The sequence below is a fragment of the Paenibacillus sp. FSL R7-0272 genome (assembly GCF_037969905.1).
Classification (GTDB): domain Bacteria; phylum Bacillota; class Bacilli; order Paenibacillales; family Paenibacillaceae; genus Paenibacillus; species Paenibacillus polysaccharolyticus.
The window spans coordinates 303,435-323,164 of the sequence record NZ_CP150221.1; the positions used below are offsets into that span (position 1 = coordinate 303,435).

General features: G+C 48.6%; 10 protein-coding genes and 2 rRNA genes. 10 read left to right on the top strand and 2 right to left on the bottom strand.

The features are described from left to right. Nucleotides 1-3: 3 nt before the first annotated feature. Complete coding sequence (locus tag MKY23_RS01355) at nucleotides 4-1,755, bottom strand: SWIM zinc finger family protein (protein ID WP_186811763.1); 1,752 nt, start codon at nucleotides 1,753-1,755, stop codon at nucleotides 4-6. A gap of 241 nt (nucleotides 1,756-1,996) precedes the next feature. On the opposite strand from MKY23_RS01355, the gene MKY23_RS01360 reads away from it, so the two are divergent. Then, nucleotides 1,997-2,821 carry an endonuclease/exonuclease/phosphatase family protein gene (locus MKY23_RS01360; RefSeq protein ID WP_251511036.1) on the top strand — a complete coding sequence of 275 codons (825 nt, stop codon included), beginning with the start codon at nucleotides 1,997-1,999 and terminating at the stop codon, nucleotides 2,819-2,821. Between the two features lie 212 nt (nucleotides 2,822-3,033). On the opposite strand, the gene MKY23_RS01365 is transcribed toward MKY23_RS01360, so the two are convergent. Beyond that, entirely contained in the window at nucleotides 3,034-3,861 is an 828-nt protein-coding gene (locus tag MKY23_RS01365; RefSeq protein ID WP_154984890.1) for a methyl-accepting chemotaxis protein, read from the bottom strand. 358 nt (nucleotides 3,862-4,219) lie between these two features. Here MKY23_RS01365 and MKY23_RS01370 point away from each other — a divergent pair, with 358 nt between their 5' ends. The 9 genes from MKY23_RS01370 to MKY23_RS01410 all read left to right on the top strand — a co-directional run bounded on the left by MKY23_RS01370 (nucleotide 4,220) and on the right by MKY23_RS01410 (nucleotide 19,721). After that, nucleotides 4,220-6,529: a glycoside hydrolase family 88 protein gene (locus MKY23_RS01370; protein ID WP_339834763.1), complete on the top strand. Its 2,310-nt coding sequence runs from the start codon at nucleotides 4,220-4,222 to the stop codon at nucleotides 6,527-6,529. A 223-nt stretch (nucleotides 6,530-6,752) separates the two neighbouring features. Continuing rightward, complete coding sequence (locus MKY23_RS01375) at nucleotides 6,753-8,084, top strand: sugar ABC transporter substrate-binding protein (RefSeq protein ID WP_339834766.1); 1,332 nt, start codon at nucleotides 6,753-6,755, stop codon at nucleotides 8,082-8,084. Between the two features lie 188 nt (nucleotides 8,085-8,272). Then, nucleotides 8,273-9,169, top strand: a complete 897-nt coding sequence (locus MKY23_RS01380; RefSeq protein ID WP_339839137.1) for a sugar ABC transporter permease — start codon at nucleotides 8,273-8,275, stop codon at nucleotides 9,167-9,169. Next, entirely contained in the window at nucleotides 9,166-10,014 is an 849-nt protein-coding gene (locus MKY23_RS01385; RefSeq protein WP_339834769.1) for a carbohydrate ABC transporter permease, read from the top strand. Before MKY23_RS01380 ends, MKY23_RS01385 begins: the two co-directional genes overlap by 4 nt. A gap of 27 nt (nucleotides 10,015-10,041) precedes the next feature. Next, nucleotides 10,042-11,931, top strand: a complete 1,890-nt coding sequence (locus MKY23_RS01390; protein ID WP_339834772.1) for a sensor histidine kinase — start codon at nucleotides 10,042-10,044, stop codon at nucleotides 11,929-11,931. Beyond that, complete coding sequence (locus MKY23_RS01395; RefSeq protein WP_339834775.1) at nucleotides 11,928-13,535, top strand: response regulator; 1,608 nt, start codon at nucleotides 11,928-11,930, stop codon at nucleotides 13,533-13,535. The genes MKY23_RS01390 and MKY23_RS01395 overlap by 4 nt, the downstream gene beginning before the upstream one ends. A gap of 180 nt (nucleotides 13,536-13,715) precedes the next feature. After that, nucleotides 13,716-14,270 carry a GNAT family N-acetyltransferase gene (locus tag MKY23_RS01400; protein WP_154959838.1) on the top strand — a complete coding sequence of 185 codons (555 nt, stop codon included), beginning with the start codon at nucleotides 13,716-13,718 and terminating at the stop codon, nucleotides 14,268-14,270. Nucleotides 14,271-14,904: 634 nt separating this feature from the next. Continuing rightward, nucleotides 14,905-16,460: ribosomal RNA gene (locus MKY23_RS01405) — 16S ribosomal RNA — on the top strand. Nucleotides 16,461-16,794: 334 nt separating this feature from the next. Further along, nucleotides 16,795-19,721, top strand: a 23S ribosomal RNA gene (locus MKY23_RS01410). The 16S and 23S rRNA genes sit together here, the layout of an rRNA operon. Nucleotides 19,722-19,730 lie beyond the last annotated feature (9 nt).

Genomic DNA, 19,730 nt, shown 5'->3' on the forward strand with positions numbered 1-19,730 from the left:
GACTCATGGAATCAGCTTACCTTTCCGAAGCTCCTCCTGCAGGGCGCGCAATCGGCTGTTGCGAACAGCCAGTGCAGTAATGAACTGCTCCCACGGCTCCTCTCGCTTCATTTTTTTATATATTTTGGACAGTCGTTTCAGCAGCTTTACTGCGGCTTTGTAACCATCCCTGTTCTTGTGTGCAATATAACGCTCCACCGCCTGATGATAGAACGGCAAAAGCAACTCAGGGGCGTCCTTCTCAATGGGTTGCAATACAGCTACTCGGAATTCGAGAGGTTCAGTGCCTGTGCTCAGCTGAAAATCAATCCACCTGCGCCACTGCCCCCGAGAATGCATGGCATCCTCATAAGCAGGCCTGGAGTGGGGAAGCATGCTGACCAGCGTGTCCCACATCCGGTGCTCTGCATCCGGGACATGCTGGATTGCAGTATCCCACAATCGCATATAGTCCTGTAAAGGAGCATTGCGGCGACCCGCCAGCAGGGGCCCGAGCTGTACCAGCCATTCGGACAGACGTGTCCATTCAGCTGCATCGGTCAGTGTATGGAGAAAGTACAACAGATGTTCCGGCGGAATGACATAGGCTGAGCTGCCATGGACAAGTTTCTGCCAAGCTGATGAATCCTGTTCCAGATGGTAGTACATCCAGCTCTGTGCCAGAACAAGCGGTAAGGGTAAAGATCCTTTTCTGACGTTCTTCTCTCCGCCGGGGACAGCTCCTTCTGGCGAAATGATCTTTGCTTCTGCTTCGTTCAGTAGATGAAGTTCTGACTCCAACATCGCCTGTTTACCTTGAAGCCAGGGCACAATCCAGTTCAGCCAAAGCTTGGAGTAAACGGGTGAGAAGAACATCATATTAGCTGTCTCCGGCAACATCTCTGTCCGCAAATAAGCCGAAGTTTCTTCGAGCCTTGCCCAGACTTGTTCAAATGCCGTGCCCTTCAATCCGGACAAGTCCAGCGACTGGAGCAGAAGGGTCTCAATTCCTTTTTGGAGAGAGTCTACCGCCAGCTGGGCAGGGTAACTTAAATACACAGGAGTATGCGTAATCGAGTTGCGCGCGGGTGGTATACAGTATCGCATGAGGTAAAGCTGAACATGCAGCTCAAACAGCTGATCCATCGCCACTGACATCTTGGGTTTGATCGCGTACAGTTCATCTGCAGCTTCCTGAATGTAGCCCGTCGTTGCCGTTCCTGTCCCGAGTCGCTTAAGGGTCGCTCGAAATAGTTCATGCCATTCAACAATGTCCATTCCAGCGAGTTCGGTTGCCCGCTCCTTAATTGTGCTATACTGGGGTCCATCCGAGGAGATATTGTCTTGGACAGCCTCCTCTTGTTCCGTAACATCGCTGAAGCTATAAGCTCTCGCAGATGTCGAACCTGCCGGTTTGCTGGTTTGTTTCAAGGCAGTACTCGCATGTGCATTGACCAGTGCAGGAACGGGGCGTCCTTGCTGTTCGGCATAACTCATCAATACAGCAGCCATATGTTTGCATGGAGAGTTAACCGGGCAGGCACAATAACTGGTGGACAAGTCCTGCATACGGAGCACAACCTCGTAAGATTCTGATCCTTGTACCTCGGCGGTAATAGACTGAGCATCGTTGAAATTTATAGATATAACACGTTTCTGTTTATAATATTGGAATCCACGCATGATCGTCAGGTTGTTAAAAAGATCTGCAACTTCACGAATCAGTGCTTGCCACTGCGTGTCATCCATGATCTGATCCTTAGGTATGTTCATCATTCCATCTCCTGGGGTATACATGGTTAACTAATGATGACGTCTTCGACGTCAAGGTCTAGAGTTTCAATGCTTCTATCATATCAGTTCTGGAGATGCTCGTGCAGACGTCATCGGAATCTACTGCACGAATACTCCATATTGTGTATGCTTATCTTATAACGTATGTATTCATTTCAGGAGCAGTACTGGCTGCGCGGCGGCCATATGAAGACTATATTCAACAACAGGAGCGAGCATAGAGATGAAAATCCTTACATTAAATGTCCATGCTTGGGCGGAAGAAAACCAACGAACCAAGATCAGTCAGCTGGCTGATTTTATCAATACACATCAATTTGATATCATATCGATGCAAGAAGTGAACCAGCCGATTCAAGAAACGGCTCTGACCCAAGAGGAATTGCAGACGTATACAGCAACCGAAGCGGATGTGACGATCAAAAAGGATAACTACGCTCATGTCCTGCTACAGCAACTAACCGAGACGTATTACTGGACCTGGATTCCAACACATATCGGGTTTCGTACATACGATGAGGGGCTGGCGATTCTAAGCCGGACACCCATTACTCGTTCATTCGGCGAATACGTGTCCCACATGCGGGATTATAACAACTATCGAACACGCAAAATCGTCGGGATTGAGACTACCCTGGAAGGTGAGTCCACATCCACATGGTTTGTGAATGGACATTATAACTGGTGGGATGATGCACAGGAACCTTTTAAGGGGCAATGGGATTTGACCGAGCGTGTGCTTGCACCTTATATGCATCAACCGTTGTATCTGATGGGGGACTTCAACAATGTCGCGGAGATTCGTGGACAAGGCTACGATTACATGATGGAACATGGCTGGAATGATCTGTATACGACAGCCGAACAAAAAGACGACGGGGCTACTGTGGTTAAAGCGATTGCCGGCTGGGCGAACAATGAACAACCGCTAAGAATTGATTATATTTTCTCGAATCGTCCTGTTCAGGCGCAGACCTCCAACGTTGTGTTAAATGGTAAAAAGGGACCTGTCGTATCCGATCATTTCGGTGTTGCGGTAGAGATATAAGGATCTTCCGAGTTTATGCTTTTGCACGTACATTCTCTTTCTCGTGTACGCCTGAATGCTATATTTGATCATGTAGATAGAAAGCCTCCGCTCATATCCCGAACAGGGAATGACTGCGGAGGCTCTTGGTGTGTTATGAAAAACTCATTTCTTATGTAAATCGTGCTGCTTAAATTAAATTTTTCTAAGATTCATTGTTGATCAATAAATGTTTACTCAAGCGTGAGCATCTGCTCTACAAACTTTTTCAAGTTTGCGCTAGTCTCACTCAGTTGTTCAATACTTTGCATAAATTCAGTCACAAGCTTGGCTTGATCTCCAGTTGCTGTCGTAATCTGGCCAATCTCTTGCTCCATATATTTCATGGAATGCTGCACACTGCCCAGAGAGGTCTCTATATCCGACGCAGCTTGTTTCGTATGATCGGAGAGCTTGCGGACTTCACTAGCTACGATGCCGAATCCGGCACCTTGCTCACCGACACGAGCGGCCTCGATCATTGCGTTTAATCCAAGCAGATTGGTTTGCTCGGAGACTTCACGAATCACGTTAGTGACTTTTGTGACGTTAATCGAATTTTCGGATGCCTTTTGAGAATTTCGCAAAATTTCCTCCGAGGTTGTTGACAGCTGCTCCGAATGAGCTGCAATTTGCTGAATGCCACCAACAAGGGAGTTGATTGTTGTTTCGCTTTCGCTAATCAGCTTTTCCAGTGTAAGGTGATTATCAAGTGCATAGTTGACCCCCAGGATGCCGACTACTTGTCCGTTTTCTTTTACAGGGATGAGGATGGAATCGAACGGCCTTCCCTGAAGATCACCAGGCATGCGCACAACGGTGCGGGAGTCCTTATTGCTCAGCATTTTGAAATGCTTGTAGTCATCATGTAGTTCGTCGCCGGCTTTTACACCAATATCTAGACTTTGGGCTTCGGAGAAATATAATACCTTTTCATGATCATTGATCGATATGGAGATATCGTCACGGAACATTTGACGTACAAAAGGCATCGTATTGACCAGAGATTCAAGCGTATTCAATATAAATCTGTCCTTTCCAAATTAGTATGGGTTGTTATTAAACTACCTAGTATATATCGGTTGCGTCTCGAATTTCTTTTAACCATGATTGTAACAGGTACCATATATTTCTTGATTTTGGTAAGCAAAGCGAGGATTTGCGAATACAGTGTAAGCGTAAACAAAAATCTGTAGCCACCATGAGCTGTGTCAGTTATACTAGGATTATTAATCGATACGAATGGTAAAAGAAACTCTGTCGCTTGCTCATAAAGGGGTATCCTTATTGAGGTTAAGCGCTATATCTATATCATGAAAATAAGTGAACAACGTCCTGTAAACAAGCATGGGCTTTTATAAGATTGAGAAGTACTTCAACATGAGAGGAATGTGGCATTCAATGACAACGTATTTCAGTGAACCGCAGAGCATGTATTATCGATTCGGAGAAAATCAGGAGCAGGTATTGAAGGTGCTTGCCGAGAGATATATTGGTGCCAATGCACAGGCTGATTTTGTATACCGTGCGTTTCAGCAATCCGGCATTTTGCAAAATGATAAAGGGCTCTATGATCTGAATCTTGGTAAACGCTTTCCAGACGCGCCGAAAGATCATATCTCCTACGCCGCAGCGCTGATATGGGGGGATGAGAATCGCAATCTCGATGTGCTGGTACGTTGCTATGGACCGGTACGTTTTTATTTTAACAACGAGTTGATCTACCGTTCTACGGTCATTGATGAGATAACGCCAGATGCCACGGTGAAGCTTGGAATCGACATCGAGCCCGGCTGGAATACCGTGTGGCTGGAGATGAAAAACACCCCTGCCGGATTCGGATGCCAGTTCGGTTCCGATGAAGGCAAAGTACGTATTCTGAATGTACTTGCTCCTTTTCAAGAGCGTTCGGGGCAAGCGGGATGGGTCTTCTCTGAACCTGTTACATCCGCACAAGCCCAGCCAAACCTGCTCGCGAGTCAAGGAGAGAGTAATCTAAAATGGTTGCCAGAGACCCAGTGGTCTGCTTCCGAACAGAATAAATCGGCTTTGGAACGAATCTATGGACTGCTTCCAGGCAGACACGCTTATGCATGGACGAATCTGAACAATCGTGATACCTCTGGACGTCCGGTTCGATTATCTGGACAATCCTCTGGTCCAATACAGATCTGGCTCGGGGACAAGTCAGTTGCAACAATAAAAAACGCAGGATCGTTTGAAGTGGAGGTTGAAGCTACATTTGGCCGAAATGATCTTCTGGTACGAAGTGAATGTCAAGCCGGTGCTGGCTCATGGGGATTTGACCTGAAAGCTTCTGTCGGTACAGAGTCTCTTCAGTTGGAGCTTCCGCAACGAGTGCAGGGAGCATTGGAAGAATGTTGGTTCTATGCAGGTCCATTTGAATCTGGAGCCGAGCCGGAACTTGCAGATTTGATGCGTTTGGATCGTGTGTACCGGACTAATGCAGGACAACAAGGCACAGGAACGAGCGGCGTTTCGCAAGCAGGGCGGACGTACTGGCGTTTGGATCGGCCGGATACGTTCATCCGACCTTATTATGAAAATGCGATGCTGAGCAATAAATGGACCGTGGGTAGTGTAACCAACTATGGACGTTGGGATTACCCGCTGGGTGTCACCGTCTATGGCCTGCTCCAGGCAGGACGATATATGCAAAGAACAGATATTACCCGTTATGCCGCAGAACATGTACAGTCATGCACTCAGATGTATGAGTATTCTCTATGGGATCGTGAGCAGTATGGTTTCCCTTCTATTAATCAGCAGTTAATTATGTTGAAAATGTTGGATAACTGTGGTTCCTTCGGCTCAGCGATGTTGGAATCATATACGGAATGCAAGGAACCAACCTTCCTTCCCATTGCTGAACGAATCGCGGACTTTATGCTTAACCGTTTGGAGCGTCAAGCGGATGGGGCGTTCTATCGGACATGTGCTGGGGAATATGCCGAGAATACGATGTGGGCAGATGACCTTTACATGAGTACACCATTCCTTGTGCGGTATGCTCGTGTGACAGGGAAATCCGAAGCACTCGATGAAGCGGCCAAACAGTTTTCATTGTATCGCAAATATTTGTTTATGCCTGAATACAAGATCATGTCTCATGTATATGATTTCAAATATAAACAGGCGACTCAGATTCCTTGGGGGCGTGGTAACGGGTGGACTCTTTTCTCCCTGACAGAAGTACTGGAGGCATTGCCTGAAGACCACGCGGAGCGTCCCGCTTTAATCGAGTTTTTCAACGAGCTATGCGAGGGCTATGCAGCACTGCAAAGTGAGAGCGGGCTCTGGCATCAAGTATTGAATCATTCGGAAACGTATCTGGAAGCCTCCTGTACAGCTATGTTTGCGTATGGTTTCGCACGTGGTGTACGTTTCGGCTGGTTTAAAGATCCTTCGGCATACGTTACGGCAGCTCAGCGGGCTTGGAAGGGACTAGTGAGCAACGCCATTGACCGTCAAGGGAACGTTCACGGCGTATGTAGCGGATCAAGATATGCATTCACAGCTGAATACTACGATCAAGATTTGCGGACGGTTACTAATGACAACCATGGGATCGGGATCATGATGCTGGCTGGAACAGAGGTAGCCAAAATGGAGAAACATTTATCGGAGCGCACGGCGAAGTCTACAGCGTCTACTGTACATTCCGGATAGAACGAGGTTGTATCAGCTTCCCACCTGCTTCATTTTTTAGGTTTGTTCATCATGAAGAGATAAGCGCCACCGGGAATGTGGTTTCTGGTGGTTTTTCTTTCCTGTGAACCCCTTACTTTTTTGACAGGATAGCTTACTTTTGTTTATGTCATGTACAGAGACAGGCGATTACAATAGTTTTGTAAGCGATTTCATATAAGCAAAAAGGGGAGGAAATTCATTCATGATCATCACCAAAAAGTGGGTAACCCTGTTCTGCCTGTCCCTGTTATTATTCGCTACAGCCTGTTCTGGAGGAACCTCAAGCACACCGGCATCTTCCGGTGATTCAGGCCAAGGCGGTGCTTCTGACAAAGTTGAATTGCGCATGACCTGGTGGGGATCACAGACCAGACATGATTTGACAACCAAAGTGATCAAACTGTTTGAAGAGAAACATCCAGGCATTACGATTAAAGCTGAATATTCGGGCTGGGATGGATATTTTGACAAACTTACGACTCAGGTTGCCGGTTCGAACGCTCCGGATATCATCCAGATGGACTACGCGTTTCTGACGGACTTTGCACGGCGCGGTGCTTTGCTTGACCTGACGCCATATGCAGATAAAGAGCTGCGAATCAAAGACCACGACAAGAGCATGATTACAGCCGGATCGATCGACGATAAACTATATGCCATCACCCTTGGAGTGAATGCGCCAGGTGTCATTTATGACGCAACATTATTCCAGCAACTGGGCATTGAAGAGCCGAAGGAAAGCTGGACATGGGACGACTTTTCAGCGATAGCAGCCAAGATTGCTGCAGCGAAGGGAGACGGATTCTACGGTTCGGCTGACATTTCCGGTGCTACGAATATGTTTGAGGTATTTGTACGCCAGTCCGGTAAAGGGTTGTTTGAGGATGGCACCATGACAGCAACAAGTGACCAATTGAAAGAGTGGTTTGAGATGTGGGCTGCATTGCGTGAGAACAGAGGAGCTACATCCGCTGAAGTCGCTGCTTCCACAACCAATGCACTCGAAACCAGACCGATTTCTTTGGGTACAGCAGCTATGGACTTTGCGTGGTCCAACCAACTGCTTACGTTCCAACAAGTGAACAAAAACCAGGATCATAAGCTTGGCATTCAAGTGTTGCCACATGGTGTGAACGAACAACGGATCGGTGAGTATCTGAAGCCAGGCCAGTTCCTGTCCGGTTATGCGAAATCCAAGCATCCAAAAGAAGTAGCTATGTTCATAGACTTTATGGTGAATGACCCTGAAGCGACAGCGATTCTTGGATCAGAGCGCGGTGTGCCAGTCAATGCGAGCATCCGTGAGCAGATGCAGCCGAAGCTGTCAGATGCAGAGAAAGTCATTTTCCAATTCATTGATACGGTATCCAAACATTCCAGTGAAATTAGCCCGCCATACCCGCAAGGTTTTGCTGAAGTGGACACGAGTTTCAAAAGTGCAAGCGAACAGATCGCTTTTGGTCAAGGTAGTATGACAGACATCATTGCCCAGTTTATTGAGGGCGCCAAAGCAACGCTTGGATCAAGCCAGTAAAGAGAATAGAACTTGTAGCTATAGACGAGTTTTACCTGTATCTGTATTTGTGGATATGTCTACAAGATATATCTACAAATACACCTGGCAGAAACCGTTCCGATGAATTCAAATACTGCGGGGAGGTTGCGAAAATGACGACATCACAGGTCAGTCAAGCCAGAATCGAGAAAGTAGCCGCCCGGCGCATGAAACATCGATACGCCCATAATGGAGCCGCTCTGCTCTTTCTCGCTCCTTGGCTTGTCGGATTAGTATTTCTGACCCTGGGTCCCATGCTTGCTTCGTTATACATTTCCTTTACCGATTATAGTATTCTTGCCGCTCCGAACTGGGTCGGTCTGAGTAACTACGTCACCATGTTTACGTCTGACAAGTTGTTCACCAAGTCCCTTCAGGTGACATTTACCTACGTTGCTATCTCCGTTCCACTCAAACTGATTTTTGCCTTATTTGTCGCGATGCTGCTCAACAAAGGCATTCGCGGACTTGGCATATACCGCACCGTGTATTACATCCCTACATTGCTGGGAGGAAGCGTAGCTATCGCAATGTTGTGGCGCAAAATGCTGGGCGGTGACGGATTGCTCAACAGCGTACTGGCGATGGTAGGCATTAAAGCACCTGACTGGGTGGCTAATCCGAAGTACGCACTGTATTCCATTGTTCTTTTGTCTGTATGGCAGTTCGGTTCATCCATGATCATCTTCCTGGCAGGACTCAAACAGATTCCACCGGAGTATGATGAAGCTTCTGCGGTAGACGGTGCGGGGCCGATGCGGAGATTTTTCTATATCACGTTGCCGATCCTGTCACCTGTCATCTTCTTTAACTTAGTTATGCAGCTGATTACGTCCTTTCAATCGTTCACACAGGCCTTCATTATCAGTAACGGTAGCGGGGGTCCGGTAAATTCCACATTGATGTACTCTCTCTATCTGTACAAAAAAGGGTTCTCCTTCTTCCAGATGGGTTATGCTTCTGCCATGGCGTGGGTGCTGGTAATCCTGATCGGCGTATTTACATTGCTCGTATTCCGCAGCAGCAAGTTGTGGGTACACTATGAGGATGGTGGAAAATCATGATTGGACAACGTAACTCCGTAGCATGGATTGTCACCAAACATGTACTGATTTCAGGTATTGCCCTTGTGATGCTCTATCCTGTTCTATGGATGCTGGGCAGCTCGTTCAAGCCGGGGCACATGATTTTTACAGAAACTTGGTTCTGGCCAAAGGAATGGAATTGGCAAAATTACATGACGGGCTGGTCCGGCGCTCAGGGGAATGCCTTTTCCAAATTTTTGACCAACTCCATCGTTTTGTCGCTTGGAGCCGTGCTGGGCAATGTGATCTCCTGTTCGATGGCGGCCTATGCCTTCGCCCGGCTAAACTTCCGCTTCAAAGCGATCTGTTTCGGGCTAATGCTGATGACGATTATGCTGCCGCACCATGTTACGCTAATCCCGCAGTATATTCTCTTTAATCAGTTGGAGTGGGTGAATACGTACTTGCCACTTGTTGTACCCAAATGGCTGGCAACGGATGCATTCTTCATCTTCCTGATGGTACAGTTTTTCCGGGGATTACCGCGGGAACTGGATGAAGCAGCGACGATCGATGGTTGTGGCCCGGTAAGAATCTATACCAAAATTATTATCCCTCTCGCTTTTCCGGCACTGGTAACGACGATGATCTTTACGTTCTTGTGGACATGGGATGATTTCTTCAGTCAATTGATCTACCTGAGCGATGTGAGCAAGTACACCGTTCCGCTGGGACTACGCCTGTTCCTGGATTCGAGCTCACAGTCCGATTGGGGTCCAATGTTTGCCATGTCTGTTTTATCCCTTGTGCCATGTTTTTTCGTATTTATCGTGTGTCAGAAGTACTTCGTGGAAGGAATCGCGACCTCTGGGCTCAAAGGGTAATTCCAAGACGAAACGAGTTGATTCCGAGTGCGAAAAACAAGATGGTCTGCCTACATTCTTCAAAAGTTGCAACAAAGCAAGCTCTCCACATTGATGGTGACTTGCTTTATTGCGTTTAATTTGCTGCTTGTCTCCATTATTGTATGGCTGGCTTATCAATCCTTCTCTGCGGTCACATTTACCGAAATCAGCAAAGCACGTCTTGCTCTTTTGAATGAGAGCACCAGGCGGGGCTTTGATTTTATTACTGGGGTAACGGGCACGTCCTATGGGCTCGCAAGCAACAGGGAGTTGTCTAACTTGCTGGATACATCCAATACGGGCAGGTTGGCACAGATTCATCAGCGGAGAGAGGTTTCAAAAATTCTGGATCATACCATGGTGGTGAGTGATGGAATTACCTCGATTGAGCTGTATACGGATGCTTTTAATGAAGTGACAGTTACCATGGCTGATCGTATTTTCCCTGTAGATGCTATATCGAATGATTCATGGTTTGCCGCACTGGAGAAGGCGGACGCAGCCTGGGTTCCGCTTCGTGAGAATGAATCGGGACAATCCTTGGTTGGGTATGCACAGCGGATCTATGATAGTCGAGGCGGGACGGTCGCTTATGTGCTCATTCGTCTAAGCAGAGCGGATATCGTACGCAGGTTTGCCGATGTTCCAATGGTGCTCGATGGCAAAGTGCTACTGGTGGATACCGCCGGCAATGTGGTGATGCAGATGGGGAAGGCTGATCCGTCAGGGGGAAGTACAGGTCAGTTCGATCAAGAAGATCAATCACGTCCCGAAGGAAAGCAGACTATATCTCAAGGAACGGTGGACGGGACTGACTCATCTTCTTCTATTATAGATAGTGCCTGGATTCAGGAGCATGCTCGTCCTGGAGAAGACGGATTCGAAGTAGTATCAGGTCAACCGGGAGGGGCACAACTGGTGCTGTACTCCAGACCTGCTATGCTTCAGTGGCGTCTTGTGCAGACGATTCCTGTCTATACCTTGTTATCCCCGGTGCGCCAAGCAGGCTGGCAGATTCTCGGCATCGCTGTGCTTGGATTGTTATGCTCGGCTGTGCTTGCTTATTTGTTTGTACGGCAGATTATTCGACCTCTGCGCCAACTGATCAAACGAATGAGACAACTCGAAAAAGGGGACTTCGATACGCGTGTAAAACTGTCGTTTACAGAGGAGTACGCCCATCTGGCCTATGGTTTTAACCATATGGCTTCACAGCTTACGATGCTGATGGAGCAGGTCAAAGAAGAGAGTCGAGCGAAACGGGAAGCACAAACCAGCTTGCTTGAGGCTCAGATCAAACCTCATTTCTTATACAATACGCTGGATATGATTCACTGGCGTGCACTTGATTATGAAGCGAAGGACATCAGTCGTATGATTGTGCAATTGAGCAAGCTGCTGCGGATCGGGCTGAGCGGGGGCAGGTTGTTTATCCGTGTAAGGGATGAATTAGAGCATGCCCGTTGTTACGTCAGCATTCAATCTGAACGCTTACCGTTCTCGATTCAATATGAGGAGCGGATCGACCCACGTATACGTGGGTGTCACATTCCCAAGATCATCTTGCAACCCTTTATTGAAAATGCCGTGATGCATGGGCATCCATTGGAAGGAACATTGCGTATCCAAGTATGTATTGCCCCAGCGGAAGGGGCTGTTGCTGATATCACCATTCGAATCACGGATAATGGACAAGGTTTGCCGGAGGATTGGAACATGGAGGATGCACGAGGTATCGGTGTTCGTAATGTACATCAACGTATTCAGTTGTATTGTGGACAAAGGTATGGCGTGCAACTACGGAATGGAAGTTCAGGCGGTGTCGAGGTGGAGATTACACTACCGCGCATTGAGACCGAAGAGCAATTAAATCTGTGGCTGGACGGTGAAAAATGATGAAAACCATTATGCTTGTCGATGACGACCCGCATATTATTAAAGCGCTGACCGAGCATATTAACTGGCCCTCCCTGGGCCTGAGTATTGCTGGTACAGCTGCGAATGGAGTGGATGCACTTGAGCTGTTCCAGCGCGTGCATCCGGATCTTGTCATGACCGACGTATACTTGCCGGGCATGACCGGACTTGAAGTCACGCAGGAGTTGCGGCGTGACTATCCCCACTTGCCGATTATCATCCTTAGTGGATATGACGAGTTCGAAAACGCCAGAGCGGCTATGCGCTGGGGCGTGAATCACTTTTTGCTAAAGCCAGCGGAGGTGGAAGAGATTGAGTCAGTGCTGCGGGAAGTGTTGCTGGAACAAGATGTGCGAGAGCGGCGAGAGCGGCTGGAGCGGACGTATAAACAAGAAGCGGGAAGAGTGCTCCCTTACTTACGCAAACAGTTTCTTCATGAATTGCTGACCACACGTTATCGAGCGGACGAATTGCCCGAAGCACGGATGGATTATATCGGGTTTCAAATCTATGATAAGGTTCGTGCAGTCAGTTTGCAGTTGAATCGTCCGGGTTTTATGACACGTATGAAAGAGCGAGACTGGCAACTGTTACGTTATGGAGCGGCGGATATCATCCAAGAGACAGTGAAGCAACAGACTGCTGAGATGGCGAATTTCCAAGTGGAGGTTGTGGATTATTCGGATCAGGTATTTGTACTCGTTATGCTTGGAGACAAGGATTATTTTGAGGACTTGCAGGCTCTCGTAGGTCGGATGATTGATCAGATCTTTACGTATCTGAAAATTGAAGTTAGCGCCGGCATTGGTCGGGTGAAAGAGCATCCCTGCGAGGTCATCGATTCTTATCTGGAGAGCAGGGAAGCGGTAGAACGAGCGGAGTTTCAGGGTGGGAACCGCATTTATCATGTGGAGACATCGGAAGAGGTGGAGCGAAGTGCGACAGATTATTCATTGTTGCTTCATCAATGGGATGAGGCGTGGGCCGATCTGCGGATTAATCAGGCGGAGGAGGTCTGGCTTCAATTATTCCATTCGCTACAAGAGGGAAACTGTGCAAGCATTCAGGATGCCCAGGTGGTAGCGGTTAGTTTATTTGATACGATGATGCATAGCTGGAAAAAGCAGCAACCGATGCTGACACCTCCACTCACGATGAGTGACTTCCTGCGTGAAATACAGTCTAAATATGCTTTGCATGATCTGATAAACTGGATGGATGGCGTCATTAAGGGATGGCTGGAGCAGATCCGCAAGGAGATGGGCGAGAAGAAAAGCAACAAACTTATCGCTCAAGTGAAACAATACGTTGAGGAACATTACGCAGAGGAGATCAGTTTCGAGGCCATCGCGAAAGGTCTTTTTGTGCATCCCAAGTATTTAAGCCAGCTATTCAAAAGGGTAACCGGAGAGAATTTCGTCAGCTACCTGAACGGATACCGTATCCAGCGGGCAATGGAGCTTTTGCAGTCGGGACATTATATGGTGTACGAAGTTAGTGAGATGACGGGGTTCCGCAATGCGACGTATTTTAGTCAGGTGTTCAAGATGTTGACAGGGAAAAGCCCGTCAGAGATTGGTTGAGTGGATTAGTTGTCAGTCTGGCAAGTTGAAGATTCGGGATTCTAAGTCAGATCGAGTGAGGTTGGTGCACCGAACAAAGCAGTATATAGAAGAGAGTAAGACAAGGTGAGTGTGGAATGTAGCCTAAACGGAGTTGATGATGTTGTTAATGTTAAGCGTGAAAGGTGTGAGAGAGGCGAGATGATTATTGATGATCAGGAGTACCTAGTCAAAGGGATGCAATATACCATTCGTTCAGCCGTGGAAAAGGATGCCGATACGTTGTGCTCACTTCGTGTGCAGCTAGACGGTGAGACGGATAATATGGATCGTGAAGCGGGCGAAGCCTACATTGATGCTTCGGGGTTCCAAGAGTTGATTCGCATGGATACCGCAAAACGTAACAATCTGTTTCTGGTTGCTGTGGCATCAGGTGACATTGTCGGGTACTGCAGGTGTGCTGGATCTGAGTTGAAGCGTTTTTCGCATCAGGCCGAGTTTGGGGTATGTGTTGCCCGTTCCTTCTGGGGATATGGTATAGGAAGAGAGTTACTGAAATCGTCCTTACATTGGGCGGATGAACAAGGGATCGAAAAGGTAACGTTAAAGGTACTTGCAACGAATGATAAAGCGATACGATTATATAAGACAAGCGGTTTTGAGATTGAAGGAGTCCTCAAGCGAGATCGACGGCATGCGGATGGACAGTATTACGATACCGTGATGATGGCCAGATTTGCCCATAGAACGAGATAGCATATAAAATTAGGGGGGCTTTGTTTAGTAGCTAGAATACACGCATCAAAGGTTACCATAGATAGTTTTATCCCTAATGCTAGATGGAAGGGTTGTATGATTAATACAAGCTAACTGAGAACAACCATTTAAAAAAATAAGAGCTGGTCTAGTATCACAGGATTCCTTGGATAGATTTAAATGATGAGTATTCTATAAGGTGTATTTCATGTGTAGCTGAAACAAGTAGGGTAAGTAAAGGAATGTAGTGTGTGAGGGCAGTTTCAATTATCATTATAGAAGCATGCTGTTATATGGTTGTGATCTAAAGTTGATTTACTAATGGGATATTTTACAAGTTGCCAAAGGGTTGTATGTTATGATATATTCTAAATCCGGCCAAGAAAACACAGTTTACACGGTGCGGTAAGCCAATAAAAATAAGCTTCGAAAGAAACTTGAAAAAAGAGCTTGCAAAGTTGGTTCGGAAATGATATGATATAAAAGTTACTGAAGCGAATGAGTGACAGTGACTGAATATGTTTGATCTTTGAAAACTGAACAACGAGTGAGTATCGATCTTGCTTGCAAGATCAAAAATGAGATTTTTAATCTCGTCAGATTCAAAATGAGCTTATCGCTCTTTTCAATAACTTTATTGGAGAGTTTGATCCTGGCTCAGGACGAACGCTGGCGGCATGCCTAATACATGCAAGTCGAGCGGACTTGAAGAGAAGCTTGCTTCTCGGATGGTTAGCGGCGGACGGGTGAGTAACACGTAGGCAACCTGCCCTCAAGCTTGGGACAACTACCGGAAACGGTAGCTAATACCGAATACTTGTTTTCTTCGCCTGAAGAGAACTGGAAAGACGGAGCAATCTGTCACTTGGGGATGGGCCTGCGGCGCATTAGCTAGTTGGTGAGGTAACGGCTCACCAAGGCGACGATGCGTAGCCGACCTGAGAGGGTGATCGGCCACACTGGGACTGAGACACGGCCCAGACTCCTACGGGAGGCAGCAGTAGGGAATCTTCCGCAATGGGCGAAAGCCTGACGGAGCAATGCCGCGTGAGTGATGAAGGTTTTCGGATCGTAAAGCTCTGTTGCCAGGGAAGAACGCTTGGGAGAGTAACTGCTCTCAAGGTGACGGTACCTGAGAAGAAAGCCCCGGCTAACTACGTGCCAGCAGCCGCGGTAATACGTAGGGGGCAAGCGTTGTCCGGAATTATTGGGCGTAAAGCGCGCGCAGGCGGTCATGTAAGTCTGGTGTTTAATCCCGGGGCTCAACCCCGGATCGCACTGGAAACTGTGTGACTTGAGTGCAGAAGAGGAGAGTGGAATTCCACGTGTAGCGGTGAAATGCGTAGAGATGTGGAGGAACACCAGTGGCGAAGGCGACTCTCTGGGCTGTAACTGACGCTGAGGCGCGAAAGCGTGGGGAGCAAACAGGATTAGATACCCTGGTAGTCCACGCCGTAAACGATGAGTGCTAGGTGTTAGGGGTTTCGATACCCTTGGTGCCGAAGTTAACACATTAAGCACTCCGCCTGGGGAGTACGGTCGCAAGACTGAAACTCAAAGGAATTGACGGGGACCCGCACAAGCAGTGGAGTATGTGGTTTAATTCGAAGCAACGCGAAGAACCTTACCAGGTCTTGACATCCAACTAACGAGGCAGAGATGCGTTAGGTGCCCTTCGGGGAAAGTTGAGACAGGTGGTGCATGGTTGTCGTCAGCTCGTGTCGTGAGATGTTGGGTTAAGTCCCGCAACGAGCGCAACCCTTATATTTAGTTGCCAGCACTTCGGGTGGGCACTCTAGATAGACTGCCGGTGACAAACCGGAGGAAGGTGGGGATGACGTCAAATCATCATGCCCCTTATGACCTGGGCTACACACGTACTACAATGGCCGGTACAACGGGCTGCGAAATCGCGAGATGGAGCCAATCCCAACAAAGCCGGTCTCAGTTCGGATTGCAGGCTGCAACTCGCCTGCATGAAGTCGGAATTGCTAGTAATCGCGGATCAGCATGCCGCGGTGAATACGTTCCCGGGTCTTGTACACACCGCCCGTCACACCACGAGAGTTTATAACACCCGAAGTCGGTGGGGTAACCGCAAGGAGCCAGCCGCCGAAGGTGGGATAGATGATTGGGGTGAAGTCGTAACAAGGTAGCCGTATCGGAAGGTGCGGCTGGATCACCTCCTTTCTATGGAGAATCGTTTCCCGCGTGGAAACATTCAAATATGCAGCTCAGCTGCAAACCACTCACTCGTTGCTCAGTTTTGAGAGCTCAAACTCTCAAAACTTCTCGTTTGTTCGACCGACACATCCGTGAACGGCCCGAACCAAACGATTTGTTCTTTGAAAACTAGATATCGAAACGAAACAAACGCGAATTAGAACATTCCTTTTTAGCTGAACTTGTGTATAACAAGTTTCAATAAAAACGGTAGATTGCTGGAGCGAGTGATCGAAATGGAACGACTTTTGGCTTTGCGCAAGCAAACCAAGGGAAGTGACAGCTCGAACACGAGCGACCTGGTTAAGCTACTAAGAGCACACGGAGGATGCCTAGGCGCTAGGAGCCGATGAAGGACGTGGCGAACAACGAAACTGCCTCGGGGAGCTGTAAGCAAGCTTTGATCCGGGGATGTCCGAATGGGGAAACCCAGCTGGGGTAATATCCAGTTACTCATAACTGAATACATAGGTTATGTAGAGGCATACCAGGGGAACTGAAACATCTAAGTACCCTGAGGAAGAGAAAACAATAGTGATTCCGTCAGTAGCGGCGAGCGAACGCGGAGAAGCCCAAACCAGAGAGCTTGCTCTTTGGGGTTGTGGGACGTCTCACATGGAGTTACAAAGGAGTCAGTTAAACGAAGAGGTCTGGAAAGGCCCGCCAAAGAAGGTAAAAGCCCTGTAATTGAAAGTTGATTCTCTCCGAGACGGATCCCGAGTAGTGCGGGGCACGTGAAACCCCGTATGAATCCGGCAGGACCATCTGCCAAGGCTAAATACTTCCTAGCGACCGATAGTGAAGCAGTACCGTGAGGGAAAGGTGAAAAGCACCCCGGAAGGGGAGTGAAATAGAACCTGAAACCGTGTGCTTACAAAAAGTCAGAGCCCGTTTTAGGGGTGATGGCGTGCCTTTTGTAGAATGAACCGGCGAGTTACGTTCCCGTGCAAGGTTAAGGTGAAGAGCCGGAGCCGCAGCGAAAGCGAGTCTGAATAGGGCGAGTGAGTACGTGGACGTAGACCCGAAACCGGGTGATCTACCCCTGTCCAGGGTGAAGGTGCGGTAACACGCACTGGAGGCCCGAACCCACGCATGTTGAAAAATGCGGGGATGAGGTGGGGGTAGCGGAGAAATTCCAATCGAACTCGGAGATAGCTGGTTCTCCCCGAAATAGCTTTAGGGCTAGCCTCGGAAAACAGAGTCGTGGAGGTAGAGCACTGATTGGGTGCGGGGCCCGCAAGGGTTACCAAGCTCAGTCAAACTCCGAATGCCATAGACTTACTTCCGGGAGTCAGACAGTGAGTGCTAAGATCCATTGTCAAAAGGGAAACAGCCCAGACCATCAGCTAAGGTCCCCAAGTGTGTGTTAAGTGGGAAAGGATGTGGAGTTGCACAGACAACCAGGATGTTGGCTTAGAAGCAGCCACCATTGAAAGAGTGCGTAATAGCTCACTGGTCGAGTGACTCTGCGCCGAAAATGTAACGGGGCTAAACACACCACCGAAGCTATGGCTTGATGCTTGCATCAGGGGTAGGGGAGCGTTGTATAAGGGTTGAAGGTGTACCGTAAGGAGCGCTGGACATTATACAAGTGAGAATGCCGGTATGAGTAACGAAAAGATCAGTGAGAATCTGATCCGCCGAAAGCCTAAGGGTTCCTGAGGAAGGCTCGTCCGCTCAGGGTAAGTCGGGACCTAAGGCGAGGCCGAAAGGCGTAGTCGAAGGACAACAGGTCGAAATTCCTGTACCACCGTAAATCGTTACGAGCGATGGGGGGACGCAGTAGGGTAGTGACGCAGGCTGATGGATGCCTGTCCAAGCAGTGAGGCTGGTTAGTAGGCAAATCCGCTAACCGTAAGGCTGAGCTGTGATGGGGAGTGAAAATTACAGTAGCGAAGGTCATGATCTCACACTGCCAAGAAAAGCCTCTAGCCAGATGAAGGTGCCCGTACCGCAAACCGACACAGGTAGGCGAGAAGAGAATTCTAAGGCGCGCGGAAGAACTCTCGTTAAGGAACTCGGCAAAATGACCCCGTAACTTCGGGAGAAGGGGTGCCCCGGTAGTGTGAATAGCACGAGGGGGCCGCAGTGAAAAGGCCCAAGCGACTGTTTAGCAAAAACACAGGTCTGTGCGAAGCCGTAAGGCGAAGTATACGGGCTGACGCCTGCCCGGTGCTGGAAGGTTAAGGGGAGTGGTTAGGGAGTAATCCCGAAGCTGTGAACCGAAGCCCCAGTAAACGGCGGCCGTAACTATAACGGTCCTAAGGTAGCGAAATTCCTTGTCAGGTAAATTCTGACCCGCACGAATGGCGTAACGACTTGGGCGCTGTCTCAACGAGAGATCCGGTGAAATTTTAATACCTGTGAAGATGCAGGTTACCCGCGACAAGACGGAAAGACCCCATGGAGCTTTACTGCAGCTTGATATTGAATTTGGGTACGATCTGTACAGGATAGGTGGGAGCCTTTGAAGCGTGAGCGCCAGCTTGCGTGGAGGCACCGTTGGGATACCACCCTGATCGTATCTAGGTTCTAACCTGGTACCGTAATCCGGTGCGGGGACAGTGTCAGGTGGGCAGTTTGACTGGGGCGGTCGCCTCCTAAAGAGTAACGGAGGCGCCCAAAGGTTCCCTCAGAATGGTTGGAAATCATTCGAAGAGTGCAAAGGCATAAGGGAGCTTGACTGCGAGACCTACAAGTCGAGCAGGGACGAAAGTCGGGCTTAGTGATCCGGTGGTACCGCATGGAAGGGCCATCGCTCAACGGATAAAAGCTACCCTGGGGATAACAGGCTTATCTCCCCCAAGAGTCCACATCGACGGGGAGGTTTGGCACCTCGATGTCGGCTCATCGCATCCTGGGGCTGAAGTAGGTCCCAAGGGTTGGGCTGTTCGCCCATTAAAGCGGTACGCGAGCTGGGTTCAGAACGTCGTGAGACAGTTCGGTCCCTATCTGTCGTGGGCGTAGGAAATTTGAGAGGAGCTGTCCTTAGTACGAGAGGACCGGGATGGACGTACCGCTGGTGTACCAGTTGTTCCGCCAGGAGCACCGCTGGGTAGCTATGTACGGACGGGATAAGCGCTGAAAGCATCTAAGCGTGAAGCCCCCCTCAAGATGAGATTTCCCAGTATGTAAGACCCCTTGAAGACGACGAGGTAGATAGGCTGGGGGTGGAAGTGCAGTAATGCATGGAGCTGACCAGTACTAATCGGTCGAGGGCTTATCCAATAGCAAGTT